The 24765-nt window shown below is 70.0% G+C and carries 21 protein-coding genes; 6 read left to right on the top strand and 15 right to left on the bottom strand.

Annotated elements, in window-relative coordinates:
• Positions 1–366 precede the first annotated feature (366 nt).
• Entirely contained in the window at positions 367–819 is a 453-nt protein-coding gene (locus J2W78_RS05835; RefSeq protein WP_253368827.1) for a hypothetical protein, read from the top strand.
• A gap of 21 nt (positions 820–840) precedes the next feature.
• On the opposite strand, the gene J2W78_RS05830 is transcribed toward J2W78_RS05835, so the two are convergent.
• The 12 genes from J2W78_RS05830 to J2W78_RS05775 form a co-directional block, all read right to left on the bottom strand.
• Positions 841–2907: a right-handed parallel beta-helix repeat-containing protein gene (locus J2W78_RS05830; RefSeq protein ID WP_253368825.1), complete on the bottom strand. Its 2067-nt coding sequence runs from the start codon at positions 2905–2907 to the stop codon at positions 841–843.
• Positions 2904–5009: a GumC family protein gene (locus J2W78_RS05825; RefSeq protein WP_253368824.1), complete on the bottom strand. Its 2106-nt coding sequence runs from the start codon at positions 5007–5009 to the stop codon at positions 2904–2906. The genes J2W78_RS05830 and J2W78_RS05825 overlap by 4 nt, the downstream gene beginning before the upstream one ends.
• Positions 5010–5205: 196 nt before the next feature.
• Positions 5206–6576: an O-antigen ligase family protein gene (locus tag J2W78_RS05820; RefSeq protein WP_253368822.1), complete on the bottom strand. Its 1371-nt coding sequence runs from the start codon at positions 6574–6576 to the stop codon at positions 5206–5208.
• Positions 6577–6894: 318 nt separating this feature from the next.
• Entirely contained in the window at positions 6895–7839 is a 945-nt protein-coding gene (locus tag J2W78_RS05815; RefSeq protein WP_253368820.1) for a hypothetical protein, read from the bottom strand.
• Positions 7840–8116: 277 nt separating this feature from the next.
• Complete coding sequence (locus J2W78_RS05810; RefSeq protein WP_367399404.1) at positions 8117–8875, bottom strand: SDR family NAD(P)-dependent oxidoreductase; 759 nt, start codon at positions 8873–8875, stop codon at positions 8117–8119.
• On the bottom strand, positions 8872–10233 hold the full coding sequence (locus J2W78_RS05805) for an AMP-binding protein (protein WP_253368818.1): 1362 nt from the start codon (positions 10231–10233) through the stop codon (positions 8872–8874). The genes J2W78_RS05810 and J2W78_RS05805 overlap by 4 nt, the downstream gene beginning before the upstream one ends.
• A gap of 5 nt (positions 10234–10238) precedes the next feature.
• Positions 10239–10496 carry an acyl carrier protein gene (locus tag J2W78_RS05800; protein ID WP_253368816.1) on the bottom strand — a complete coding sequence of 86 codons (258 nt, stop codon included), beginning with the start codon at positions 10494–10496 and terminating at the stop codon, positions 10239–10241.
• Between the two features lie 11 nt (positions 10497–10507).
• Entirely contained in the window at positions 10508–11437 is a 930-nt protein-coding gene (locus J2W78_RS05795) for an alpha/beta hydrolase (protein WP_253368814.1), read from the bottom strand.
• 24 nt (positions 11438–11461) lie between these two features.
• Complete coding sequence (locus tag J2W78_RS05790; RefSeq protein WP_253368812.1) at positions 11462–12394, bottom strand: amino acid--[acyl-carrier-protein] ligase; 933 nt, start codon at positions 12392–12394, stop codon at positions 11462–11464.
• A 43-nt stretch (positions 12395–12437) separates the two neighbouring features.
• Positions 12438–13634, bottom strand: a complete 1197-nt coding sequence (locus J2W78_RS05785; protein WP_253368810.1) for an acyl-CoA dehydrogenase family protein — start codon at positions 13632–13634, stop codon at positions 12438–12440.
• A gap of 66 nt (positions 13635–13700) precedes the next feature.
• Positions 13701–13970, bottom strand: a complete 270-nt coding sequence (locus J2W78_RS05780) for a phosphopantetheine-binding protein (protein ID WP_253368808.1) — start codon at positions 13968–13970, stop codon at positions 13701–13703.
• 159 nt (positions 13971–14129) lie between these two features.
• On the bottom strand, positions 14130–14693 hold the full coding sequence (locus J2W78_RS05775; RefSeq protein WP_367399405.1) for a flavin reductase family protein: 564 nt from the start codon (positions 14691–14693) through the stop codon (positions 14130–14132).
• Between the two features lie 297 nt (positions 14694–14990).
• On the opposite strand from J2W78_RS05775, the gene J2W78_RS05770 reads away from it, so the two are divergent.
• Positions 14991–16694 carry a thiamine pyrophosphate-binding protein gene (locus J2W78_RS05770; RefSeq protein WP_253368804.1) on the top strand — a complete coding sequence of 568 codons (1704 nt, stop codon included), beginning with the start codon at positions 14991–14993 and terminating at the stop codon, positions 16692–16694.
• 196 nt (positions 16695–16890) lie between these two features.
• Positions 16891–17214 (top strand): hypothetical protein, encoded by a 324-nt coding sequence (locus J2W78_RS05765; RefSeq protein WP_253368802.1) that lies wholly within the window; start codon positions 16891–16893, stop codon positions 17212–17214.
• 44 nt (positions 17215–17258) lie between these two features.
• Here J2W78_RS05765 and J2W78_RS05760 read toward each other — a convergent pair whose 3' ends face one another.
• Positions 17259–18125, bottom strand: a complete 867-nt coding sequence (locus tag J2W78_RS05760; RefSeq protein ID WP_253368800.1) for a branched-chain amino acid aminotransferase — start codon at positions 18123–18125, stop codon at positions 17259–17261.
• Positions 18126–18153: 28 nt separating this feature from the next.
• Positions 18154–18588 (bottom strand): cupin domain-containing protein, encoded by a 435-nt coding sequence (locus J2W78_RS05755; RefSeq protein WP_253368798.1) that lies wholly within the window; start codon positions 18586–18588, stop codon positions 18154–18156.
• 494 nt (positions 18589–19082) lie between these two features.
• Here J2W78_RS05755 and J2W78_RS05750 point away from each other — a divergent pair, with 494 nt between their 5' ends.
• The 3 genes from J2W78_RS05750 to J2W78_RS05740 are packed head-to-tail and all read left to right on the top strand — an operon-like array spanning position 19083 to position 23273.
• Positions 19083–20375: an O-acetylhomoserine aminocarboxypropyltransferase/cysteine synthase family protein gene (locus tag J2W78_RS05750; protein ID WP_253368796.1), complete on the top strand. Its 1293-nt coding sequence runs from the start codon at positions 19083–19085 to the stop codon at positions 20373–20375.
• Between the two features lie 34 nt (positions 20376–20409).
• A complete protein-coding gene (gene metA / locus J2W78_RS05745; protein WP_253368794.1) occupies positions 20410–21429 on the top strand; it encodes a homoserine O-succinyltransferase MetA in 1020 nt (339 codons plus the stop codon).
• A gap of 11 nt (positions 21430–21440) precedes the next feature.
• Positions 21441–23273 (top strand): long-chain-acyl-CoA synthetase, encoded by a 1833-nt coding sequence (locus J2W78_RS05740; RefSeq protein WP_253368792.1) that lies wholly within the window; start codon positions 21441–21443, stop codon positions 23271–23273.
• Positions 23274–23395: 122 nt separating this feature from the next.
• Here J2W78_RS05740 and J2W78_RS05735 read toward each other — a convergent pair whose 3' ends face one another.
• A complete protein-coding gene (locus J2W78_RS05735) occupies positions 23396–24634 on the bottom strand; it encodes a lipopolysaccharide biosynthesis protein (RefSeq protein ID WP_253368791.1) in 1239 nt (412 codons plus the stop codon).
• Between the last annotated feature and the right edge of the window lie 131 nt (positions 24635–24765).

The raw sequence follows: 24765 nt of genomic DNA, 5'->3' as shown, positions 1-24765 counted from the left end.
GATGTATCCAGGCGGCTCAGGGTCAAGCCTTGGTCGATAGTCCGAAACGGATACGACTCAGCTTTATCGAGCTGTCGAGCGCCTCATGCGGAAGCGAATAACATTCTATATCAAATTGGGAATACACGAGACCTATTTGTGATATTTTTACAACATCTTACTGGAAGGGAAACTTGGCAATATCATCCTTAAAAATTTGACTTGCTTCGGCTGTTTATTTTGCACGATTGTGATGTTGCGGATCATTCCTCGCCCGCTTGTGTCCGCTTGGCATCCATGTCTCGCTGGAAGCGTTTCAAAATGGACATAATCAAGAAAATGCGCTGGGAGCGTCCACTTGATCTTGATCACGTCGAGTCTCAAGATATGACTGTCGCTTCTCACGACGCTCCGAAGCAGACCGATAGCCTGACGAGCATTCTGCGTCTCGTCCAATCGGATGCCGATGCGAACGCCTCCGTGGCGGTTGCTTCGCCCTCCTCCTCTCAGGATTGGGCGAACCTGATCGATCGGGTGCGGGCCGCTGCTCAGCGGACGCGCGAAGTCGAGGCGCAGGCCCAGGAGCAGGAGCAGCGCGTGCACGAACTGCTGGAGCGGGTTCGTGACGACGTCAAGCTCGCCAGCGAGCGGGTCCGGGCCGCGGAGACCAAGGCCGCCCATGTGCAGGCGCAGGCCGAGCAGCGCATTCGCGCGGCGGAAGAGCGGGCCGAGGCCGCCGAGGAGCGTGCGCGGATCGCCGAGGATTGGCTGAAGCAGGTGCACGAGGCCATCGTCAGCGAGTTCTCGGCCCTCACCGAGGTGCCGTCCAAGGCTGCGTGAAGCCTCCGGGGCCGCAGGGCGTCAGCGCCGCGCGTCGGTGAACGGCGAGGCCGGCAGCCCGTCCCGCCGCATCGCCGACGGGTCGAGGCGCAGCGTGATGCCGCGCTCGGCGATGAAACGGACCAGGGCGCCGAGGTCGCCCGGCTTCGGGGCCGGGCCGTCGAGGCGGGTGTTGAACAGGATGATCTGCCGGCCCGCCTCCGCCTTTTCGGTGAGGGCAAGTTCGTCGCCGCCGATGGTCACGTTGTCGACGATCTGGTTGTTGCGCGCCACGCCGAGCTCGTCGGTCAGCGCCTCCGCGAGCTTCGGGTAGCGCATCCGCCAGGGCGGGGCGTCGAGCGGCATCGCGGCGAAGGCGGCCCGGAATTCCGAATCCGCCTCGTTCAGGGACGGCTTCATCCAAGTCAGCCCGCGTGCGTCGAGGGCGACCATCGGGCTCGAAGCGACGAAGACGTTGCGGGTGATCGTGTTGTCGCTGCCGCCGCCGATGAAGACCGGCTGATCCACATCGACGAACAGGTTGCGGCGGATGGTGAAGCCGCTCGCCATGTCGTCGAGATAGACGCCCTTCACCTCCATTCCCGGCACGGTGCGGATGTCGTGGACGTAGTTGTCCTCGATGATCGAGCCGCGGGCGGTGAAGTCGCGTCCGGCATAGATCGCGCCGGTATCGCTCAAACCGTGGATGAGGCGGGCGACCTCGTTGCCGCGAAACACGTGATCGTTGCCGCGCAGGTAGATCGCGTAGCCGATCGCGTCGGTGATGAGGTTCCCGCTCGCTTCCGCGCCGACGCCGTCGAGTTCGATCGCGGAACTCTGGGTCTGGCTCAGCCGCGAGAAGCGGGTGAAGCGGGTGTCGCGCACGAACAGGCCACCGCGCCGGAGCGTGGCACGGTCGCCGCCGACGAGGCGGACCGCGCTCGCGCCGATATCGCGCACCGTGCTGCCGGAGACGCCGCCCCCGGTCACCCCCTCGAACACCACAGCGCGACCCGCCGCCCAGGCCAGCTCGCTCGCGCGGATCTCGATATCCTCGCCGCCCTGCACGACGATCAGATCGCCGCGCGCGCGCTCCAGCCGAAGCCGCTCGATGCGCAGGTGCCGCGCGCCCTCGGCCCGGATCAGCGTCTCGGCAAGGCCGACTTCGAGGTCGGCCGCGCCGGGAGCCGGCCATGCCAGCAGCAGGCCGCTCTCGCCGTCGCGCCACCATTCACCGGGCTCATCGAGGGCACCGAGGGCGTGGACCAGCCGCATCCGGGCGCCCTCGCGGATGCCCTCGTAGGGCGGCGCATCCAGTTCGAGCCGGCGGCGGCGCTGATCGACCGCCGCGACGTGGAGGGTTTCCAAGAGCCAGTCCCAGCGCCAGAAGCCCTCTGCCCACAGGTCGCGTTCCAGGGACAGGTCGGGCAGACCCGGCGCGCCCTTGAGGGTGAAGTCGAGGCCCCCTGCCTCGGCCGCGGCAACCGTCGTCCAGGTGGAACCGGGCCCGGGGTTCGGCCCGGGATTCGGCCACTGCGCCGGGCGCAGGGCGCCGCCCGCATCGAAGATCTCGGTGACGCGCGGATGCGTCTCGCGTAAGCGCCGCGGCGCGCGGTAGGCGGGCTCCCGGCGCAAAGCCTCGGGCAGACGGTAGGCGCGCACCGCGTCGCGGGCGGCCGCCGGCAGCCGCGCGCGCAGGCGCGGCGGCAACGATGCGGGCGCCAGGGCGATGCTGCCGACGAGCCGGCTCGATCCGTCGGCCGCCCCGCGCAGGATCAGGGGCGCCCCGGCCGTGCCGGCATGGTCGGGGCCGATCCGGACGGGCGCCGAGATCCGGTGCGTTCCGGGTTCTAGCGCGACCACGATCGCTCGCCCCTCCCCCTGGCGGCGCAGCGCCGCGACGCGGGCGAGCGCCATCGGCAGATCCGCGAAGCGGTCGTTGCGACGGGCACTGACGTCGCCGGTGGGCGCAACCTGCAAGACCAGCGGCGCTTTCGCCTCGCCGCCCCGAACCTCTGCAGCGAGGCCGAAGAGCGGCGGCCCAAGGAAGATGGCGAGCAAGACGGCGGCGAGGAACCCGGCTGCGCTCCGCGGCAGGCCGAGCCTCACGCCTCGGCTTCCGCGTCGGTCATGACGAGTTGCACCCGCGCGTCGCGGCCGAGGGCGTCGAGCGCCCGCCGCAGCCGGGCGGTGCCGCTGCGGCGGGCGCTCGCCGTCAGCAGCAGGGCCGGGAAACGCTGGTCCTGGGCGAGGCGCTCGGCGGCGATGTCGGTGCCGATCAGCCCGATATCGACGAAGACCGTGTCGAAGGCGGCCGCCGCCGTCAGGATCGCGCCGGTATAGGCCGCGGTGCCGAGGCGCAGGGCCGCGTCGTCGAAGGGCAGGATCTTGACCCCGTTCGGCCCCTCGACCAGCGCGTCGCCGAGGCCCGAATGCGTTCTCAGCACGTCGGCGGTGCCGCGCTTGGCCTTGCTCCGGAGATCGCCCGAGATCATCGCCTCCGGGTCGGCATCGACGAGCAGCACCCGCTGGCCGTCGAGGGCGGCCGAGGCGGCGAGGCTGCGGGCCAGCTCCGACTTGCCGCTCCGGTCGTCCGCCGAGGTGACGAGGACGATTGTCGGCCGCGTGGCGCCGAAGTCGCGCTGCAGACGGCTGCCGAGACGGGCCACGGCCACGTCGTAGGCGGTGTCGGCGCGCAGGGATTCGCTGCCCGCCTTGCTCCGCGTCCTGCTCGGCACCTTGGCCGGCAGGGCGGCGACCACGGGGAGCCCGGCGAGCTGCTGAAGCCGGCGGCGCGAGCCGATCCGCCCTGCGGCCGGCACGGCGAGGAGGGCGAGCGCGGTGCCGAGGCCGAGGCCGGCCGCCAGAGCCGCGGCGAAGATCACCGGGATCGGCGGTCCGAGCCGGCGCTCCGGTAGCGAGGCGGGCGAGATGACGCGCGAGGTCGAGGTGTCGAGGCGCTGCTGTTCCTGTAGCTCGCGGGCGCGGACGAGAAAGGCTTCGTAGACCGCACGGCTCGCCTCGACCTGCCGCTCCAATTCGCGCAGGCGCACAAAGCTCTTGTCGACGGACAGAGCCTCCTTCTTGCGGCTCTCCAGGGTGGCGGCGAGCGAGGCCTCGTTGGCCTGCGCCGAGCGGTAGTCGTTACGCGTAGCCGCGGCGATGCGTCGGATCTCGGCGTTGATGTCGTTGCGCAGGGTCTGCACCTGCAACTCGCCGGTGCGCAGGGTGGGGTGGCGGGGGCCGAGGTTGGATAGGGTGTCGGCCCGGGCCGCCTCGATCTGGGCGAGCTGGGCGCGCAATTGCGCGACGGTCGTGGACTGGACGATCTCGGTCACGGAGTTGAGGTCGGCCCGGCCGTTGGCGACCGCTTCGATCTGGGCGAGCCGCCCGCGCAGCTCGCCGGCCCGGGCGCGCGCCGCGCCGAGCTGCTGGTTGAGCTGGGTCAGCGCCTGCTCGCTGACGAGCTGGCCGCGGGTGCCGACGAGGTTGTTGGCGGCGCGGAACTTCTGCGCCCTGTCCTCGGCCTCGCGGAGGTCGTCCTGCAACTCGCCGAGGCGGCTCGACACTGCCTCGCCGGCCTTGCGGGTGACCTGCGCCTGCGCCTGCGAGACGGTGGTCAGGTAGGTCTCGGCGATGGCCTGGGCGAGCTCGGCGGATTTCTGGCGCTCCTGGCTGGTGACGGCGAGCTCGACCACGAAGCTGCGCTCCAGGCGGCGCGCGGTCGTGCGGTCGCGCAGGGTCCGCAGGGCGGTGAGCGTGTCGTCGGCAGGGCCGCCGGTGCTGACGAACAGGGAGGAGATGCGGCTCTTGAGCGCCTCCAACGGCGAGGAGGGGCGGACGAACTCCGCGTCCCGATCGAGCTTGAACCGATTCACGACCTGCCGCAGCACGTCGTCGGAGATGAGGACGCGGAGCTGGCTGTCCACGAGCAGCAGGCTCGCATCGCTCGCCTGATCCGAAGGCGTCACGCCGTCCTTGACCACTTGGATGCCGCGTGGGTCGATCAGGATCTGCGTCACGGCGGCATAGAGCGGCGGCGCCAGAGCGAGCCACGCCACCGCGGCCACCAGGAGCAGCACGGCCGGCGCCAGCACGAGCGCCCAGCGCGCACGCAGGGCCTGCCCGATCTCCCGCGGGTCGAGGAACCAGGGTTCAGGCGTCACGTCCGGCTTGCCCGGCTCGGCGCCGACGAAGAATCGCGAAGGCATCCGCTCGATCATCGTCATTGCAAAACTCTCGAACAATACACGCCTGCAGGTGCAGCCGACCCGCAGCAACCGATCCGGTCCGCCGTTCCCGTCCCCGAGTGGGTCGTCCGGGGACGATCCTTCCCGTTTTGGGACAGCGGCCGGAGTCCGGAGGCGGTTCGGGTCTCAGGCTTCAAGATCTGCGCCAGGATGCCCATCACGCGGGCGCCGCAGGCGGAAGACCAAAGGCGGTGGCGGACGGAACGGGCGTGGCTGCGCCCGCCGGTTCCCGGCGAAGGGCACCGATGCGAGCATAGGCCAGCAGCCCCACGAAGGTGAGGACGTTGATGTTCCAGTCCTGAAAGATGCCCGGCGTCGTCATGCCGTTGAGGATGAGGAAGAACACGCAGGTGGCGACGAGGCGGCGCCCTGGACGATCGAGCTTCATCCCCCAGCGCAGGGCGGTCCCCAGCACCATCGCGCAGAGGCCGAGCCCGATCAGGCCGGTGCCGGCCCAGGCGCTCAGCAGCATGTTGTGCGAGGACGAGATGAACACGGCGTCCCGCGCCAACGTCTCGGCCAAAGCCGTAGTCGGGATCAGGAGCTGGATGAAGCGGTCTCCCGCCGCGTAGCCGGCGCCGACGAAGCGGTCCTTGGTCGCCTCGATGAAGACCGGCCAGAAGGTGCCGCGCCCGGTGGCGTCGGCCAGCTCCTCCGGTGGCTTCTGGAGCACGGTCGAAATCACATCGAGCAGGGCCGGAAAGGCGGACAGGCCCCCCATCAGCACAAGGAACAGGACCAGGTAGACGGTGAAACCCGCGTAGCCGAGGAGGCGCAGCCGGCGGTGGCGCGACGCCACCATCATGCCGGGGGCCGCCGCGACGAGCGAGGCGGTGCTCGCGGCCGAGCCGGCGATGACGAAGCCGACGAAGGCGAACAGGAGGTGGGCGCGCCGGTGGGGGATGCGGTCGTCGAAGATGACGAGGAAGGCGTAGGCGGCGCAGAGATAGGGCATCAGATTGTGCTTGGCCGACGAGAACACGATCCCATGCGCGAAGTTGTCGAGGATGATCGGTGCCGTGGCGACCAGCCACGCGACGGTGAACAGCGCGAAGAGGTTGGCGAGCCGCCGCTCGATGTCGCTGCGGTCGAAGATCATAATCGAGGCGAGGGTGAAGATCGCCAGTTCCACCGTTCGGTATACGGTGTAGCTCGGCACGATCGACCATGCGGTGCTGAGGCCGTTCACGAGGATCATCAGCGTGAATGGCAGGTACGGCATCGAGAACGCCACCAGCAGGATGCGCCGGTCCACCGCGATCCGGGCCATGAGATAGAGCCCGGTCAGCCCGGTCATGACGATGAGCGCGAGGTTGGAGGCCGTCAGCCCCTGCTCCAGCACCGCGTTGCCGTCCTCCCGCGGGACGTTGAAGACCAGCGGCAGCAGCGCGAAGAGCGTCATCAGGGCGAACGGGACCGCGACCGGACCGTTCAGCGGCCCCATCCGGGTCTCCAGTCTATGGCGCGCCAGCGGGTAGAGCAGCACGAACCAGACTGCCACCGCGACGACCAAGAGGAAGTTCAGCATTCCGGCGGTTCCATGGAACGTCGTCTCAGCCTGGTCCGGGTATCGAGAAAGCCGATTTCGTGCCCCGCCGATCCCGTGCGGGCCAACACTCTGTGGAGTCTTGGTTTATGGCGTCTTTCGGGCTGTGAGGCGCATGCGCGACGCCGTGACCATTCGGAATGCTGCAGAATCGATTTCGCAGCGGCCCGACCGGAATGCCGGTTTACGCTCCGCGCATCGCATCGTTGAGGCTCGCGATGACATCGACCGGAAGCCGCAAGGATCCGTGTTCGACAGGTTCTCCGTCCCAAATAGCCGCTGTTTCGACGAAGAGCGCCCTCAGGCGCCGAACAGGACGACCTCGGTATAGGTGAGGTCGCCGGTGGCCGGCGGGTTCGGGCCGCGGGCGTATTTCGGGGCGCGGCCCTCGAAGAAGTGTCCGACGAGGCCGGGCAGCTTGCCCACGGCATCGAGCACGAACCACGGCATGGCGTGGTGCAGGATGAGATGCCGGCCGATCGCGCCGAGGAAGGCGGACAGGTCGAGCGCCGTCGAGCGATAGACGAGCTGGAGGCAAGGCAGGCGTGGCCAGCGCGTCTCCCCCGGCCGCAGCTTGATGGCGCGCCGCTGGAACAGGACGGCCCACGCCTTCTCGCCATCCGAACAGACGAGGCCGATGCAGCCATAGGCGATGTGGTCGGCCACCAGCCGGGCCTCCGGCTCCGGCAGCAGGCGCAGGGTCTCAGGCGTGGCCGCGCGGACGCGGCGCCCCCGGCCGAAGCCGGCGAGCAGCGGCATGACGAGCATCTGGCCCGAGCAGACCGGCTTGAAGCCGCGCGCCTTGTGCATCTGCCAAGTCTGCGGGGCGGGCGAGACGTTGGTGTAGGTCACCCGCCGGTCGCGCATGGCGAAGCCGTCGAGCAGCGTGCCGAGCGCGCGGAACTCCGGCAGCACGTACCAGCTCGACAAGTTGCAGCGCAGATGCGTGCCGGCCTCGTCCGTCACCGTCCGGTACAGGGCGAGCAGGACGCCGACGATCGCCCCGTCCCGTTCCAGCACATAGCCGTAGCGCGGCACGTCGTCGGGCAGCGGCTGGGTGCGGTGCCGGTCAAGCCCGGTGCGCCAATAGGTTTCGGAACGGTCGGGGAAGCCGACCCGCAGCAACCGCACGACGGATGCGAGGTCGTCCTCCTCGATGGTGCGGCAGCGGACCTTGGCCCGCGTGCTGCGAACGCCCTCCCCCGCGGGTGGGACGTCTTCCACGGTTTCGTTCACCCCAGTCATCGGCGTCCCCCTCCGGCTCGTCGCGCTGTCCGGCACCTGTTTTCGTCCCACGGTTCCGCGCGATCGAACCGTGAGCCAGGCGCGTTGTCGTCCCGCTCGGAGACGTGCGCGAAACAGAGCGAAATCAATGCCAGCCGGCCGATGCCGTTTCGGGATTGCCGGTCTTGTTGTTTGAATTAGTATAGGCCTTGATTTTTTTGTCCAGACAAGTCGGACTCTATTGATTTTCCGCAATTTGCTGTTGAAGCAAGCCCCGGCTCAAAGCCGCCGGCCGGCGTCAGGCAGTGCTGCCGGCGTCGATGGTCAGAACGGTGCCGGTGACGTTGCGGGCGCGGTCCGACATCAGGTAGGCGACGGCGTCGGCCACATCCTGCGGCTCGGCCAAACGCTTGAGGGCGCTGCGGTTGGCTACACGCCCGCGCTCGGCCTCGGCCATCTCGCCGGTCATCGCCGTCTCGATGAAGCCGGGCGCCACCGCGTTCACCGTCACCCCCAGCCGCCCGACCTCGCGGGCGAGCGACTTGGTGAAGCCGATCATCGAGGCCTTGGTGGCCGCGTAGACCGAGAGCGCGTTGTAGCCAGTGAAGGCTATGATCGAGCTGACATTGACGATCCGCCCCGCGCCGGCCGTCATCATCCCGCGGGCGAGGTACTTGGTCAGCACCATCGGCGCGAGGGTGTTGAGGTGGACGAGTTCGGCGATTCTGGCGGCCGGCATCGTCGTCAGCAGGCCGGGCGTGCCGAGGGCTGCGTTGTTGACGAGGCCGTAGACCGGCCCGTGCTCGGCCCGGATGCGCTGGGCGAGCGGCTGGAGCGCGTCGATCTCGCCGAGGTCGGCCGCCATGAATTCGATCCGGCCGGGACCGGCGGCCCGTTGCGCTGCCTCCAGCGCCTCGCTCGGGCGGCGGGCGAGCGCCACCACGCGGAACCCGTCGGCGGCGAGCGTTTCGGCCATGGCGAGGCCGAGCCCGCGGCTCGCCCCGGTGACGACGACGAGGCGCCCGGTCTTGAGGCCGTCCCTGGAAACGTCGCTCACGCGCCCCTCCGCACCAGCTTGCCGCCGGACGTGATCGGCAGCGTGTCCACGAACTTCACGCTCGCCGGCACCTTGTGGCCGGCCAAGCGCGGGCGGCAATGGGCAATGATCGCCTTCTTCAGCGCCGCCTGATCCGCGCCCGCGTCGGCGTGCAGGACCACCTCCGCTTCGACCACCGCGCCGAGGATCGGGTTGGGTCGCGCCCGCACCCGGGACATCGACACGCCGGGGAAGACGTTGATGACGGTCTCGACTTCCTCAGGCTGCACCTTGGCGCCGCCGACATTGATCACGCCGCTGCGCCGGCCGAGGAAGTGGTAGCGCTCGCCCCTTCGCTCCACGAGGTCGCCGGTATCGATGAAGCCATCCTCGGCGATCAGCGCCTCGGGCACGGCACCCAGATAGCGCCGCCCGGTGCGGCCGGAGCGCACGAACAGGCTGTCCTCGCGCACGGTGATCTCGATCCCGGCGCGGGTGCCGATCAGCGCGGACGGAAAACCCTCCCGCCCGTCCTCGACGGTGAAGCCGACCCCGCCCTCGGTCGAGGCGTAGGCATGGGCGATGCGCGCCTCGGGGAAGGTGTCGCCAAGCGCATCGAGGATGTTCTGGTCGGCGATCTCACCCGAGAGCCGCACGTAGCGGGGGCTGAGTCGGTCGAGCGCCGCGCTCATCAGGGCGAGGCGCCAGTGCGAGGGCGTGCCGAGGATGTGGGTGACGCCCGCCGCGCCGACGCGGACGAGATAGTCGCGCACCGGCTCGCCTGCGTCGGAGAGCACGAGCGAGGACGGCCCGAGCATCGCCCGCAGGAAGACCTGCAAGCCGCCGTAGCGGCGGATGTCGTAGAAGGTGCTCCACACTGTGCCGGGCTCCGGCGCGGCGGCGGTGTTGATGCCGCCGGCCAAGCCGTCGAGGGTGTGGGCGACGAGCTTCGGTGCGCCGGTGGTGCCGGAGGTGGCCAGTGCCCATTCCGTCTCCCGCGGCGTCTCGGAGCCCGCGCGGAACGCGTCGGCCGCGTCGATCCGGGGCAGGCCCGGCAGCGCGTCGGGGGGCAGTCCCTCGGCGTCTGTGACGCAGATCTCGGCCTCGGAATCCGACGCGATCCGGGCGATGTGCTCCGGCGCCAGCTTCGGGGGGACGAGGGCGAGCCGGGCCGCGAGACCGTCGAGCGCGATCATGGCCCGGCCCGCCGCCATCTGCCCGCCGACGGCGAGCAGCACCCGGCGGCCGGCGAGCGCCGCGGTCGCGGCGGCGTCAGGCTCACCGGAGACGATCCCGGCGACATCTTGTTTGCTGCGGTAGTCGGACAGGAACAGGCCCTCAAGACCGCCCGCCGCCAGAAGGCGCTCGCGCAGGATCATCGGGCTCAGGCCGCCTGCCGGGCCGCGGCGCGGTCGTAGAGGGCGACGAGGTCGCCGACCGTCACCGGCAGGTCGGAGGCGTCCATCTCGCCGAACGGGTCGGCGCCGGTGAGATCTTCCATCCGCGCGACGAGGAGCGCGAAGCAGAGCGAGTCGAACTCGGTGTCGAGCATCACCAGGTCGTCGGTGATCGGCGGCATCCGCTTCTCCTGCTCGGCGGCGATCGCGGCGATCTCGAAAAAGACGGTCTCACGCAGGGACATGGGGGCTCTCCTCAAGGATGGATAGAAAGGGGGGCGCCGCGGAGGCATTCGCCGAAGTCGCGGGCGATCTCGGACAGGATCGGCCGGCCGCGCGGTACCAGCCGCCCGAGGCCGTAGAAGAAGTGGACCATGCCGGCGTGAACGGTGTGGGCGGTCGCGATGCCCGCCCGTTTCAGACGCTCGGCATAGGCCGCCCCCTCGTCGCGAACCGGATCGTATTCCGCGGTGTGGATGCGGGCCGGCGGCAGGCCGGTCAGGTCCGCCTCGCGCAGGGGCGAGAGACGGGGCGACGGCGCGGCGGCTTCAGGCCCGCAGGCCGCAAGGTCGCGCCGGATCGTCGCCTCGTCGAGGAAGTAGCCGCGGGCGAAATCGCGGCGCGAGGCGTGGTTGCCGTGCACGTCGAGCACGGGGCAGATCAGGAGCTGCGCCCGGATCGCGCCGCGCCGCTCCTGGCAAACCCGTGCCGCGAGGCCGGCGCCGGCGGAATCGCCACCGATGCCGAGCCGGGCCGGATCGATCCCGAGCGCGTCCGCCTGCGCGGCGACCGAATCCAGCGCCGCCAGCGCGTCGTCGAGGGCGGCCGGGAACGGGTGTTCGGGCGCGAGCCGGTAATCGACCGAGACGACGCGGAGGCTGCCGGACTCGGCGAGCACCCGGCAGATCCCGTCATGGGTGTCGAGGCCGCCTGTCACGAGGCCTCCGCCGTGCAGGTAGACGAGGCCGGGGCCGCCCGTGCTGCCCTCCGGCGCATAGAGCCGCGCGGAAAGCGGCCCGGCCGGGCCCGGCAGGACGAGGTCGTGGGTCGCGACGCCCTCGGCGCTCAGCCCGGCGAGGCGGCTAAGCCCGCGCATCCCCTCCCGGCGGGCGTCGAGGGTGATGCCGTCCGAACTCCCGAGCGCCATCATGTCGAGGAAGCGGCTGACATGCGGATCGAGCGGCATCGGACGGCTCCGGGCGTGTCGCGTTCAGAGCTTCAGCGCCGCGCGGACCGCGGCCGGCCACGCGTCGATGCTCTCGCCGTGGGTGGCGAACAGGGCCACTGCGAGGCGATCCATGCCGAAGGCGACGCAGCCGGTATGGGCGGGCTCGCCGTCCTCCAGGTTCAGGCCCCAGGTCGTGCCGAAATGCTCGCGGTGATAGTTGAAGCTCATGCAGGCGGTGCCGGCGGCCGCGCCCCGCAGCGGGATCAGCAGCTCGAACTTCAAGGCCTGTTCGAGCTGGCTGAAGGCCATGATCTGGCCGAGCCGGCCGAAGAACGGGTCACTCGCGGTCTCCACCGTGTAGGGGAGCCCGAGTTCGTCGGCCATGGCGGTGGCGGTGGCGATCCAGCTCTCGCGGAAGGCGACGATCTGCTCCGGCGTGCCGATGCGGACGTATTCGCGCATCCGGAAGGATTGCAGCCGGTCGAGATGGCGCGAGGGCTCGCGGCGGAAGCAGTCGCAGGCGACGTCGAAGCGGTAGCCGGTGGCGGGCACCGCCCCGCGGGCGGCGGCGATCGGGTAGACCGGGTAGCAGGCGGCCGGGGTCAGAACGAGGTCGGCGGTTTCGAGGCCCGTGGTCCAGTCGCCGCCCTCGAGGTGCTTGTCGGCGGAGGCGCGGATCTCCGCCTCGCTGCCTTCCAGGCAGGAGACGCAGCCGAGAAGGTTCGGGAAGCTCTTGAGGTAGCCGTGCCGCTCCAGATGCGCGCGGCTCATCACCGGCGGGAAGCGGAACACCTCCGTGCCGTCCTCGCGCCGCGCCGAGATGAAGGCGGCCAGCGCCTCCACCACCGACTCGTAGGCGCCGGTGCGGGCGTAGACGCCCTGCGCGTTCATCGGCTTGAACATCGCGTCGAACAGGGCGTCGAGCGGGTCGGTCGCGGGCGGCGAGGCCGGCGCGTTCATCACGGGCATGTTCATGGCGAGCAAGTCCTTCGGGCGAGACGGGAGCGGGTCGGCGCCTTCAGGCGCTCAGCGAGGCGGCGACGGGCGACATCAGCGTCGCGGTGGCGAGGTTGGCCATGATCCGGTCGTTGTGGATCATGATCGGCGCCGAGAGGATGTCGCGCAGCGCCCGGCCGATGCTGAACGCACCGTCCTGGCGGTAGCCGGCCAGCCCGTTGGCGCGCAGCGCGCTCGACACGGTGGCGACGGCGAGTTCCGAGACCTCGACCTTGAGCATCGTCAGCGCGGTCTGCACGTCGAGGCCGGCCAGCGCCGCCGGGTCGCCTTGCGTGCCCTCGAAGGTGTCGAGCGCCTGCGTGATGAGGGCGCGGGCCTGCTTCAGGCTGGAGACAGCGCGCGCATAGTGCAGCGCGCCGGGCGGGGCGACGCCGCCCGCACCCCGCATCGCCGTGCGGGTGAAGGCCTGGGCGCGATCGACGGCGGAGGCCGCGATGCCGGCCCAGGCGCTCGACCACAGGATGTGCGAGACCGGCGTCATGGTCTGGTTGTGGATGTCTCCGTAGCGGGCGGCGAGCACCTGCTGCGGAATCCCGCGGGCGACGAGGCGGAAGCCGCTGCTGCAGGTGCCGCGCATGCCGAGCGTTTCCCAGCCGCTCAGGCGCTCCAGGGTGTAATCCTCCTTCAGGAAGATGCAGAGCACTTGGTCGGACGCTCCGGCCTCGGCCGAGCGGCGGGCGACGGTGACGACGCCGTCGGCCTGTGCGCCGTAGGAGATCACGGTCGCGGCCCGCTCCAGGGTGATCGCCTCGCCGTCGGCCTCGATCGCGGCGGCGGAGGAGCGGACGTTGCCGCCGCCTTGGCCCTCGGTCGTCGAGGAGGCCATCAGGAGCTGTTCGTCGGCGATGCGGCGCAGGAGGCCGTCCTGCCAGGGCTCGCCGCGGCCGTGCCGGATCAGGCAGGCCATCTTGGTCTGGTGCATGGCGAAGATCATCGCCGAGGAGGCGCAGGCGCGGCCCAGCACGTAGGCGATCTCGGCCAGCATCCGGACCGAGGCGCCCTCCCCGCCGAGTTCGATCGGCACGGCCGCGCCGAGCAGGCGCTGCGAACGGAAGGCGGCGACGGCTTCCTCGGGGAAGCGCCCGTCGCGATCCACCGCATCCGCATGGGCGGCGGCGATCGCGGCGGCGGCGGCGGCGCGGGTCAGAAGGTCGGCGGCATCGCCGACTCGACCGTCCGGCGTGGGCTGCATCGTCATGGCTGGGCTCCGTTGGACTGAAGCCGGCCGGGCCGGCGGCACGTCAGGGATGTTCGTGAGGGAGGGTCAGGCGCTCGGGCCGCGCACGCTCTCGACCATCCGGGCGATGGCCTCGATCGAGTAGAAGTTCTTCGGCGTCAGGCTCGCCGGCGGGATCATGATGTCGAACTCCGCCTCGACCGCGACCATCAGGTTGACGAGATCGAGGGACGAGAGCCCGACATCGACCAGGGCGTCCGACTTCTCGAATTCCGGCTTGATCGCGTGGCGGGCGGCGATCGCGTAGGCGAGGCCCATGGTCCGATCCGCGACGCTGGCTGTCACCGCTTGCGACATTGTCCTCTTTCCCTTTAGCCTGTGCCGACTGGATTGGTCTGTGGCCGCTTCGACTGCAATACATCCGCGGTTTTATAAATACTCTTGCTGATTATGCGGAAAAAGCGTTTATTGATGTTAAGTATGTTGCTGGTTAATCTGATTTGGTTGGGCCGGGTTTTAGATTCGGTCCGTGTCGGGGGGCGATCCATCCGGTGAGATCCCGATGAAGCGCCCGCCGCCATAGGCCAGGGCGGGCCGTTCCGCCCGGTTCAGCCGCACCTCGCGCACCGCGCCCAGCAGAATGGCGTGGCTGTGCCGCTCGATGACCTCCGCCAGCGTGCAATCGACGATGGCCTGCGCCTCGGTGAGGCCGGAGGCACCCGATTCCATGATCGTCCAATCCGCGCCGAGATAGCGGGCGGCGCCCCGCAGGCCGCCGATGCCGGCGAAGCGCTCGGCGATGCCCTGCTGCCCGGCTCCGAGGATGCTGACGCAGAAATGCCGCCGCCGGGCGATGACCGGCCAGCTCGACGAGCTTCGGTTGACGCAGACCAGCATGGTCGGCGGATCGACGCAGAGGGAGACCGCCGAAGTCGCGGTGAGCCCGACCCGGTCCTCGCCGCTTCCGGCGGTGATCACGACGACCCCCCCGACGAGGCGGCGCATCGCCTGCTTGAGGAGCCCCCCGTCCATGGCGGGCTCCGGCGCCAGCGCGGCGGCGGCGCCCATCACGCGCCCCATCCGTCGAACGGGCGGGCGCGGTCGCGGGGTGTCGATGATCTCCGGCGCGCAAGCATGGTTCGCAATCCGTTCGTCGATCTGAAATGGGACCTTGTGAAACTTGCCCGTCTCGCCCCGGTCGAAACCGGACGTTATCGGTTCATCTCTATGCTGTTGCCTGTCCTTGCGGCTCGTCTGTGCAAGTCCAGGGCCCGGCTGGACGGGCCGGAAATTGTTCAGTTCCGGTACGAACCGCAGGATGTGCCGAGGGGCGGTCCCGAACCGGGACGCGCCCTGCCGTCAAGCGAGATCGAAGCGATGTCCCAGAGCCCAGACGCCGCCCTCCCCGCCCGAACCGGCGGACGGACCGCCGCCCAGGCGCTCGTGGATCAACTCGCGGCCAACGGCGTCACCCACGTCTTCGCGGTGCCGGGGGAGAGCTACCTGCCGGTGCTCGACGCGCTCTACGAATCGGGCATCGCGCTCACCGTCTGCCGCCAGGAGGGCGGCGCGGCGATGATGGCGGAGGCGCATGGCAAGGCGACGGGGCGGCCCGGCATCTGCTTCGTCACCCGCGGGCCCGGCGCCACAAACGCCTCGGCCGGCATCCACATCGCCCAGCAGGATTCGACGCCGATGATCCTGTTCGTCGGGCAGATCGAGCGGGGTCTGCGCGACCGCGAGGCGTGGCAGGAGGTCGATTACCGCGCCGCCTTCGGGCCGATCGCGAAATGGGCCACCGAGATCGAGACCGGCGCGCGGATACCGGAATACGTCTCGCGCGCCTTTCACACCGCCACCGGCGGCCGGCCGGGCCCGGTGGTGGTGGCGCTGCCGAAGGACATGTTGAAGGACGCCGCAGAGGGCCCGCTGGCCCCGCCCTTCGCCGCCATCGAGGCGGCGCCCGGCGCGGAGGATCTGGAGCGTCTCGCCGCCCTGCTCGCTGAGGCGAAAAACCCTTTCCTGGTGCTCGGCGGCAGCCGCTGGACCGAGCAGGCCTATGCCGACATCTGCCGCTTCACTGAGGCCTTCGATCTGCCGGTGGCCACGAGCTACCGCCGCCTGCCGCTGTTCGACCCGCTGCACCCGAACTACGCGGGTGATCTCGGGCTTGCCGCCAACCCGAAGCTGGTGGCGCGGGCCAAGGCCGCCGACCTGATGATCGTGCTCGGGGGCCGCCTCGGCGAGGTCGCGAGCCAGACCTACTCGCTCCTCGACATCCCGGCGCCCCGCACCCGGCTCGTCCACATCCATCCCGGAGCGGAGGAACTCGGCCGGGTCTACGTGCCCCATCTCGGCATCACCGCCGCGCCGGCCCGGATGGCGGCGGCCCTGGCGCGGCTCGCGGCGCCGGCCACCGTCCCGTGGGCGGCGGAGACCCGCGCGGCCCATGCGGACTATCTGGCGTGGTCGGAGACTCCGACGCCGCAGCCCGGCCCGGTCAATCTCGGGCAGGTGATGGTGCATTTACGCGAGGCGCTGCCGGAGGACGCGATCCTGTGCAACGGCGCGGGCAACTACGCCGCCTGGATCCACCGCTTCTACCGCTTCCGCCGCCCCGCGACCCACCTCGCGCCGACCTCCGGCTCGATGGGCTACGGCGTGCCGGCGGCGGTTGCGATGAAGCGGATCTTCCCCGACCGCACGGTGATCTCGATCAACGGCGACGGCGATTTCCTGATGAACGGCCAGGAATTCGCGACCGCCGTGCAGTACGGCCTGAACCTCGTCTGCATCGTCGCCGACAATGCGAGCTACGGCACGATCCGCATGCATCAGGAACGCGATTTCCCCGGCCGCGTCCTCGCGACCGATCTCGTGAACCCGGATTTCGCCGCCTATGCCCGCGCCTTCGGCGGCGTCGGTTTCACCGTGGAGCGGACGGAGGATTTTCCGGCGGCTCTGGCGGAGGCTCGGGCGGCGCAGCGCCCAGCGATCGTCCACGTGAAGTTCTCGGTCGACGCGATCACGCCGGGCATGAGCCTCACGGCGATCCGCGAGAAGGCCCTGGCGGGCGGGTGAGAACGGGGAAGGTTTTCGGCGACGCCTTTCCCACGTGAGGGCACGAGGGTTCGGGCGGCGAGTCTGGAACATCGAAGTCGACCCCCGAGACCGTTCGGGCGAGGGATGCGAGACACAAGCATGGCCGTTCGGTGCCGGCCGCGAACCTAAATTCGTCTCGTCGCGTTCCTAGAGGCGGATGAGGAGACCACCCGATATGAAGGCGATCTATGCAGTGGCGGCCGTCGGCCTGGGCTTGATGGGTTCCATCGCTTCAGTCTCGGCCCAGCCCTACGGCAGCCGTGACTATGGCTACGAAGAACGGGGCCGCGGCTACGGTGGCCGCGGTTACGACGACGAGGATCGCGGCCGTGGCTATGGTGGCCGCGGCTATGGCCGCCGTGATTACGGCTTCGATGAGCGCGAATACCTGCGCTGCAATCCCGACGTGCTCCGCGCGGTCCGACGGGGCCAGATGGAATCCGGTGCCGTGCACTACCAGACCTTCGGCCGGCGTGAGCGCAGACGTCTGAGCTGCTGACCGGGATTCGCTCGTAGCGGGGACGAAGCCTGAACTTTGACCCGCTACGACAGCCGCCCATGCGCGAAATCCCAGTAAAGCTGGCGCGCCTTTCGAAACACCGGCCCCGGCTCGAAGCGCACGTCGTCGAGCCCGGTGACCGGGGCGACCTTGGCGAAGTTGCCGGCGGTGAAGACCTCGTCGGCGCTTAGAAAATCCTCGTAGCGCAGCGTCTTCTCCACCACCGGGACGCCGGCCCCACGCAGCAGCGCGAGGACGCGGGCGCGGGTGATGCCGGCCAGGAACGTGCCGTTCGGGACCGGCGTGTAGACGATGCCCTCCCGCACGAAGAAGGCATTGGCGTTGGCGAACTCGGCGACGTTGCCGAGCCCGTCGAGCATCAGGCAATTGCCGAAACCGCGCGACAGCGCTTCGGTCAGCGCCCGAGCGCCATTGGGGTAGAGGCAGCCGGCCTTGGCATCGACGGGAGCGGTCTCGATCGACGGGCGGCGGAAGGGCGAGAGCGTCGCCTTGACGCCCGAGGGCAGCGGCATCGGCGCCGTGTAGAGCGACAGGCACCAATTGGTGGAGGCGGGGTCGAAGCGCACGCCGCCGGCAAACCCGCTCTCGGCCCAGTACATCGGCCGGATGTAAAGTTCGGCCTCGGGCGCAAAGCGCGTCAGCCCCTCGGCGACGAGGCGGGTCCATTCCTCGACCGCGACCTTCGGCGTGAGCCCGAGGGCGGTGGCCGAGCGGTTGACCCGGGCGAGGTGCAGGTCGAGGTCGGGCGCGACGCCCTCGAAGGCGCGGGCGCCGTCGAACACCGTCGAGCCGAGCCACGCGCCGTGGGTGCGCGGCCCCATGATCCGGACGTTGCCGGGGTGCCACGCGCCCTCGAAGAACGTCCAGGTATCGTGCTCCGGCGTCGTCATCGCGTCCGATCCTGTGAAAGAGGCTGTCTCAGGCGGCTTCGAGCTGGCCGCCCGAACCGGCGCGGCGGCTCAGCATCCGCTTGGCCTTGCCGGCGGCGCGCAGGGCGAGTGTCACGACCTTCGGCTGGGTCTTCCGGCAGAAGGCGACCTTCCGCACGTAGCTCTCGACATGCCAGTGGCAGACCGCGCCGCGGGGAATGAACAGCACGTCGCCGGCCCGGAAGGTCCTGGCCGGGGAGACGCCGTCGCTGATCGTGGCCGACCCTTCGATGAAGTGGATCGTCTCGTCGATGTCGTAATGCCACGCGAACCGGCCGGCGGTGCAGTCCCAGACGAGCGTCCAGGCCATGCCGTCGGCGCTGCGCGAGAGCATGGTGTTGCGGGCCACGGGCTGTCCCTCTTGGATCCAGCTCGGCTCGATCGGGGCGGCGCGCAGCTCGCCCGAAGTTACGGACGGAATCATCGCTGTGGTCGACACGGCATCCTCGCTGAAGCGCTCTTCCGCCGATCGGGGCGCCGGTTCGGCGCAGGAGAACGCGTTGATGACAAAGGGAGCAGGCGTTCGGGATCGTTCCGCAAGCGCTCAGCCTATCGGAAACCACGGTTCTAATCGGATGACAAGTCGGTTGTACGATTATCACTAACGCGGGGGCGGGCGAAGACTGTCGAGTTTCGGCCGATCTGTCATCGTATCAAGACTAGGGCCGATTTGGCACGCTTGCTCCGTTTCGGGACAGGTGCCGGACGGCGTTGTTTGTACCGGAAAGACATTGCCGCGCGGCCACAGCCGCTGTCACTCGGACGATTTCCCCCTCGCTCGAAGTCGTCAACCAAGACTTGTCGGAGATTCGCGTTCACCAAGTCCCGCAAGAGTTCATCCCGTTCCGGTACGGCAAAGTCTGGTCCAGGCCTTGCGCCCAAGGCCCCAACTTCGCGGTTTCGGGACGACTTCAAGACATGCGCAGCGAAACGATCGCCCTTCATGCCGGCTTCGACCACGATCCGGCCACGCACGCGGTCGCGGTGCCGATCTACCAGAGCGTCGCCTACGCCTTCGACAGCGCCGACCACGGCGCCGCCCTGTTCAATTTGGAGGAGGAAGGCTTCCGCTACAGCCGGATCGCCAACCCCACCGTCGCGGTGCTGGAACGGCGCGTGGCGGAATTGGAGGGCGGCCATTCGGCGCTGGCAGTCGCGAGCGGCCAGGCTGCCCTGCACTATGCCATCGCCACCCTGGCGGATCACGGCGGCAACATCGTCGCGGTGCCCCAGCTCTACGGCACGACGCACACGCTGCTGGCCCACGTCCTGCCGCGCCAGGGCATCACCTGCCGCTTCGCCGCGAGCGACCGGGCCGAGGACATCGCGGCGCTGATCGATGGCGACACCCGCGCCGTCTACTGCGAATCGATCGGCAATCCGGCCGGCAACATCTGCGATATCGAGGCGCTGGCGGCGGTGGCCCACGCCCACGGCGTGCCGCTGGTGGTCGACAACACCGTGCCGACCCCGATCCTGATGCGGCCGATCGATTACGGCGCCGACATCGTCATCGCCTCGCTCACCAAGTTCATGGGCGGCCACGGCACCACGCTCGGCGGCATCATCGTCGATTCCGGCCGCTTCGATTGGAAGGCGGCGCCTGAGCGCTTCCCGATGTTCACGCAGCCGGACGTCTCCTATCACGGCCTCGTCTACGCCGACCATTTCGGCCCCGGCGCCTTCGCCGCGCGGGCGCGCAGCGTCTACCAGCGCACCACTGGGGCGGTGCTGCCGGCGATGTCGGCCTTCCTGCTGCTGCAGGGCATCGAGACGGTGGCGCTGCGGGTCGAGCGCCATGTCGCCAACGCGCGCAAGGTCGCCGAGCACCTGCGGGCGCATCCGCAGATCGCCTGGGTGAACTATGCCGGGTTCGTGGACAGCCCGAACCACCCGATGGCGCGAAAGTACCTGAAGGGCGAAGGCTCCTCGCTCCTAACCTTCGGGGTCGCCGGCGGGTTCGAGGGCGGCAAGACGTTCTACGACGCGCTGAAACTGGTGAAGCGCCTCGTCAACATTGGCGATGCCAAGTCGCTCGCCTGCCACCCGGCCTCGACCACGCACCGCCAGATGACCCCCGACGAGCAGCGGGTCGCGGGCGTGCTGCCGGAGACGATCCGGCTCAGCGTCGGCATCGAGCATATCGACGACATTCTCGAAGACCTCGACCAGGCGCTCGCCGCCGTAGCCCCCGCCGCGCTCGCGGCCTGAGCCCTTCCCCATCGCTTTTCGGAGGAGACCCGCCATGCTGGACCACGGCACCCCGATTCGCTCCGTGAGCCGGTCCGCAGAGCTGGATCTCGGCCAGGGCAGCGGCCAGGACAGCGGCTTCGCGTGGCCCGAGCCGGTGCAGCCGAAGCTTCGCGTCGGCCTCCTCAACAACATGCCCGACAGCGCCCTGGTGCAGACGGAGCGGCAGTTCCGGCGCCTGATCGGCCCAGGCGTCGAGCTGCGCCTGTTCAGCCTCGACACGGTGCCGCGCGGTCCCCTCGCCCGCGCGCATCTCGACCGCTTCTACGCGACGCCGGGCAAGCGGGCTGACGAGGCCTTGGCCGAAGCCGGGCTCGATGCCCTCGTCGTCACCGGGGCCGAGCCGAAGGCCAAGCACCTTGCCGACGAGCCATTCTTCCCGGCGCTCGCAGCGGTGGTGGATTGGGCGGATGCCAGCGGCATCCCGACCCTGTTCTCGTGTCTGGCCGCGCACGCGGCCGTGCTGCACCTTGATGGCATCGAGCGCCGGCCGCTGTTGACGAAGCATTCCGGCGTTTACGCCTGCACCACGGTCGCCGACCATCCGGTGCTGGCCGGAATGCCGGCGCGCGTGCCGGTGCCGCATTCGCGCTGGAACGACCTGCCCGAACAGGCGCTGACCGACCGCGGCTACCGCATCCTGCGCCGCTCCGAGAGGGTCGGCGTCGATCTGTTCGTCCGTGAGGGCGGCGCCCCGATGGTCTTCCTCCAGGGCCACCCGGAATATGACGGCGACACGCTCGCCCGCGAGTACCGCCGGGATGTCGGCCGCTTCCTCGATGGCGAGCGGGACATCTGCCCGGCGCTGCCCGAGAATTACTACGCCGACGAGGCCGCCCTGCGTCTCGACACCTTCGCCGCGGTGGCGCGGGCCGATCGCTCGCCGGCCCTGCACGCCGACTTCCCGACCATGGCCGAGACCCCGCCCCGCCCCGCCGATTGGCAGGAGGGCGCCGCCGGGCTGTTCCGCAACTGGCTCGCGCTGGTCTCGGCCCGCGCCGCGCTCGCCGCGTGACGGTGCCCGCAATGGATCAGTTTTCCGCCACAGCCCTCGCCCCCGATCCGCTCGCCGGAAGCCCGGAGCCAGACGGCGCGGCCCCGCCGCCCCGGCCCTCCTCAACGGCCGGCTGGCTCGGCGCCCTGGCCCGCACGGCGCGGATCGACGCCAGCCCGGAGCGCATCTTCCCCCTCGTGCTCGATGCGGTGGCCGCCGAGCGCCCCCACGCGCCGGCGCTGATCGGTCATGACGAGACCCTGAGCCATGGGGCCTTCGCCGCCCGCCGCAACCGCTACGCCCGCTGGGCGCTGGCGCGCGGCCTGACCAAGGGGGACACCGTCGCCCTCCTGATGCGGAACGGCCCGGACTACCTCGCGGTCTGGCTCGGACTCACCCGCGTCGGCGTCTGCGTGGCATTGCTGAACACCCATCTGCGCGGCGCCGGCCTCGCCCACTGCCTCGCAGTGGCCGCCCCCTGCCTCGTCATCGCCGCCGCCGACCTCGCCGACGTGTGGGACGGGGCCCTGCCCCATCTCGCCGAGCCGCCGGAGATCGTGTGGCAGGGGCCGGACGCGAACGATTCACTTGCCGCGGCGTCGGCGGGCTTCGACGAGGCTCCGCTCGGATCGGGCGAGGCGACCTCCGTTACGCTGCGCGATCCCGCGCTGCTGATCTACACCTCCGGCACCACCGGCCTGCCGAAGGCCGCGCGGGTTAGCCACCACCGGGTGATGATGTGGACCCACTGGTTCGCCGGCCTGATCGACCCGACGCCCGACGACCGCATGTACGATTGCCTGCCGCTCTATCACAGTGTCGGCGGCGTGGTGGCGCCAGGCTCGGTGCTGCTCGGCGGCGGCTCGGTGGTGATCCGCGAGAAGTTCTCCGCCAGCCGGTTCTGGGCCGACGTGACGGAGTCCGGCGCGACCCTGTTTCAGTATATCGGCGAGCTGTGTCGCTACCTCACGCTCGCCGCCCCCGACCCCTTCGAGAGACGGCACCGCCTGCGGCTCTGCACCGGCAACGGGATGCGCGCGGACGTCTGGGAGGCGTTCCAGGACCGTTTTGCGATCCCCCGTATCCTCGAATTCTACGCCGCGACCGAGGGCACGCTCTCGCTCTACAACGTCGAGGGCCGGGTCGGCGCGGTGGGGCGTGTGCCCTCCTTCATGGCCCGGCGCTCGCCGGCCCTCATCGTGCGCCACGACGTCACCACGGGCCTGCCCGCCCGCGACGCGCAGGGGCGCTGCATCCCGGCCGAATTCGGCGAGGCCGGCGAACTGCTCGGCCGGCTCTCGGAGCGGGCGGAATACACGTTCGAGGGCTATACCAGCGCCGCCGAGAGCGCGCGCAAGGTGCTACGCGACGTGATCGAGCCCGGTGATGCCTGGATGCGCACCGGCGACCTGATGCGCCGTGACGCGCAGGGCTTCTTCAGCTTCGTCGACCGAATTGGCGACACCTTCCGCTGGAAAGGCGAGAACGTCGCCACCACCGAGGTGGCCGAGGCGCTTCACCGCGTCGCGGGCGTGCGTGAGGCCAACGTCTACGGCGTGTCCGTGCCCGGGGCGGAGGGCCGCGCCGGCATGGCGGCGCTCGCGGTCGGGCCGGATTTCGATCTCGGGTACCTGCACGCCGAGATGGAAGCCCGGCTTCCGGTCTACGCCCGGCCTCTGTTCCTACGCTTGAGCGACGAACTCGGCCACACCGAGACCTTCAAGCAGAAGAAGGTCACGCTGGCCGAGGACGGCTTCGATCCGGATCGGACCGACGACCCGCTCTATATCGACCGCGATGGCGCCTACCGCCGGATTGATGCGGCGCTCTACGCGGAGATCGCTCTGGGCCGTCTGCGCCTGTGATCCGGGTTCCCAAAGGGATCATCATCCCTTTGGCGGGGCGCCGGGGCAGCGCCCCGGCTTCCCTCAACCAGGGCTCTGCCCTGGACCCGCGAAAGGGATGATCCCTTTCGAAACCCGATCTTTCAAGCCGGTTGCAGAGCACCGAGCGTCCCTGATGGGGCCCGCAGAACGCGTCGTAGCAGCCCGGCGAGGACGAGGCAGACCAGCACTTCACTCGTGATCGCCACGCCGAGCAGGCCCTCGATGCCGAACCCGCGCACGGCCGGATAGACCAGCGCGAGGTTGAGGGCCGCTGCCACCGCCGTCGCGGCGAAGACCGCGCCGGTCCGCTCCAGAGCGCGAAACGCGCAGATCTGCGCGAAGGATACGAGTGAGACCGGAAACAGCAGCGAGTACCACGCCACCACCCAGGCATAGGCCGCCATGTCGGGCCCGAACGCCGCCGCGAGCAGGCTCTTGCCGGTGAGCGCCAGCAGCGCCGTGAAGCTCAGGCCCCCGGCAAGGCCAATGGCGGCGGTGAGGCCGATGACCGGCCGCAGACCGGCCAAGCCGCGTTGCGCCAGCGCCCGGCCGGCGATCGGCGGGACGATGTTCTCGAGGGCGTCGCGGATCAGGTTGAGAACCCCGAGAATGCTCTGCGCCGCGCGCAGCACGCCGATCAGCGTCACGCCGAGCAGGGCGCCGGCGACGAGCAGGCCGCCATAGCCGCTCAGCCACTGCATCAGCCCCGTGAGCACCAGCCAGCGTCCGGAATGCCACTGCCGCCGGCTCGCCGCGCTGAACTCGCCCGCCCGCCACGCCAGCTTCCCTCGGAATGGGATCGCGCAGAGGCAGGATAGGGCGGCCGAGGCCGCGACGACCTCCAGGGCGCGGGTCGGAGAGAGCATCCCCGCCCGGCTGAGCAGGATCAGGCCGGCGAGCTTGATCCCCTGGTTGAGCGCATCGATCCCCAGAACGACCGGCGGCCGTCCGCGGGCGAACAGGTAGCGGCGGCAAAAGTCCTGGGCGAGGTGGGCGGCGCAGCCCGCGCCCGCCGCGAGCCCCAGCGCCCGGTCGCCGAAAGCCAAAGCGAGCCCGATCGCGACGGCAACGCCGGCGAGCGCCAGGAAGGCGGCTTCGTGAACGAGGACGATGGCGTAATAGGCCGGCCGAGCCTCGTCGCCCAGGCCCGGCCCGATGCTGATCATCGGGCAGACGATGAGGCCGAGCTGCAGGCTGACGGTGAGCAGCACCGCGATCCAGGCGGTCGAGAACAGGCCGAAAGCTTCGAGGCCGAGCGCGTGCGCCAGCACGATGGTGGTGGCGAAGTTGCAGGCGCTCACCAGCGCCTGATCGGCCACGGAGAGCGCCGGGCCGGTCACCCCTCTCCCGAGAATGCCTCTCCTGAAAACCGCACGGCGGGCGCCGTCCAGGGCACGGAGGTCGCGCGGGGGGGCAGGCATGCTTGGTCCGGGCAAGGGCGGTCCTGGGAAGAGCGGTCCAGGGAAGGGCG

This window comes from Methylorubrum extorquens (assembly GCF_024169925.1).
Taxonomy (GTDB): Bacteria; Pseudomonadota; Alphaproteobacteria; order Rhizobiales; family Beijerinckiaceae; genus Methylobacterium; species Methylobacterium extorquens_A.
Note: the sequence above shows the minus strand (reverse complement) of the source record. Positions and strands in the feature narration are given on the sequence as shown.

Excerpts from the sequence above, each read along its gene's own strand:
- J2W78_RS05835 (WP_253368827.1), top strand. The coding sequence starts at position 367 with ATGACTGTCGCTTCTCACGACGCTCCGAAGCAGACCGATAGCCTGACG.
- J2W78_RS05825 (WP_253368824.1), bottom strand. The coding sequence starts at position 5,009 with ATGCCTTCGCGATTCTTCGTCGGCGCCGAGCCGGGCAAGCCGGACGTG.
- J2W78_RS05820 (WP_253368822.1), bottom strand. The coding sequence starts at position 6,576 with ATGCTGAACTTCCTCTTGGTCGTCGCGGTGGCAGTCTGGTTCGTGCTG.
- J2W78_RS05815 (WP_253368820.1), bottom strand. The coding sequence starts at position 7,839 with ATGACTGGGGTGAACGAAACCGTGGAAGACGTCCCACCCGCGGGGGAG.
- J2W78_RS05805 (WP_253368818.1), bottom strand. The coding sequence starts at position 10,233 with ATGATCCTGCGCGAGCGCCTTCTGGCGGCGGGCGGTCTTGAGGGCCTG.
- J2W78_RS05800 (WP_253368816.1), bottom strand. The coding sequence starts at position 10,496 with ATGTCCCTGCGTGAGACCGTCTTTTTCGAGATCGCCGCGATCGCCGCC.
- J2W78_RS05795 (WP_253368814.1), bottom strand. The coding sequence starts at position 11,437 with ATGCCGCTCGATCCGCATGTCAGCCGCTTCCTCGACATGATGGCGCTC.
- J2W78_RS05790 (WP_253368812.1), bottom strand. The coding sequence starts at position 12,394 with ATGAACATGCCCGTGATGAACGCGCCGGCCTCGCCGCCCGCGACCGAC.
- J2W78_RS05785 (WP_253368810.1), bottom strand. The coding sequence starts at position 13,634 with ATGACGATGCAGCCCACGCCGGACGGTCGAGTCGGCGATGCCGCCGAC.
- J2W78_RS05780 (WP_253368808.1), bottom strand. The coding sequence starts at position 13,970 with ATGTCGCAAGCGGTGACAGCCAGCGTCGCGGATCGGACCATGGGCCTC.
- J2W78_RS05775 (WP_367399405.1), bottom strand. The coding sequence starts at position 14,693 with ATGGGGCGCGTGATGGGCGCCGCCGCCGCGCTGGCGCCGGAGCCCGCC.
- J2W78_RS05770 (WP_253368804.1), top strand. The coding sequence starts at position 14,991 with ATGTCCCAGAGCCCAGACGCCGCCCTCCCCGCCCGAACCGGCGGACGG.
- J2W78_RS05765 (WP_253368802.1), top strand. The coding sequence starts at position 16,891 with ATGAAGGCGATCTATGCAGTGGCGGCCGTCGGCCTGGGCTTGATGGGT.
- J2W78_RS05760 (WP_253368800.1), bottom strand. The coding sequence starts at position 18,125 with ATGACGACGCCGGAGCACGATACCTGGACGTTCTTCGAGGGCGCGTGG.
- J2W78_RS05755 (WP_253368798.1), bottom strand. The coding sequence starts at position 18,588 with ATGATTCCGTCCGTAACTTCGGGCGAGCTGCGCGCCGCCCCGATCGAG.
- J2W78_RS05750 (WP_253368796.1), top strand. The coding sequence starts at position 19,083 with ATGCGCAGCGAAACGATCGCCCTTCATGCCGGCTTCGACCACGATCCG.
- metA (WP_253368794.1), top strand. The coding sequence starts at position 20,410 with ATGCTGGACCACGGCACCCCGATTCGCTCCGTGAGCCGGTCCGCAGAG.
- J2W78_RS05740 (WP_253368792.1), top strand. The coding sequence starts at position 21,441 with ATGGATCAGTTTTCCGCCACAGCCCTCGCCCCCGATCCGCTCGCCGGA.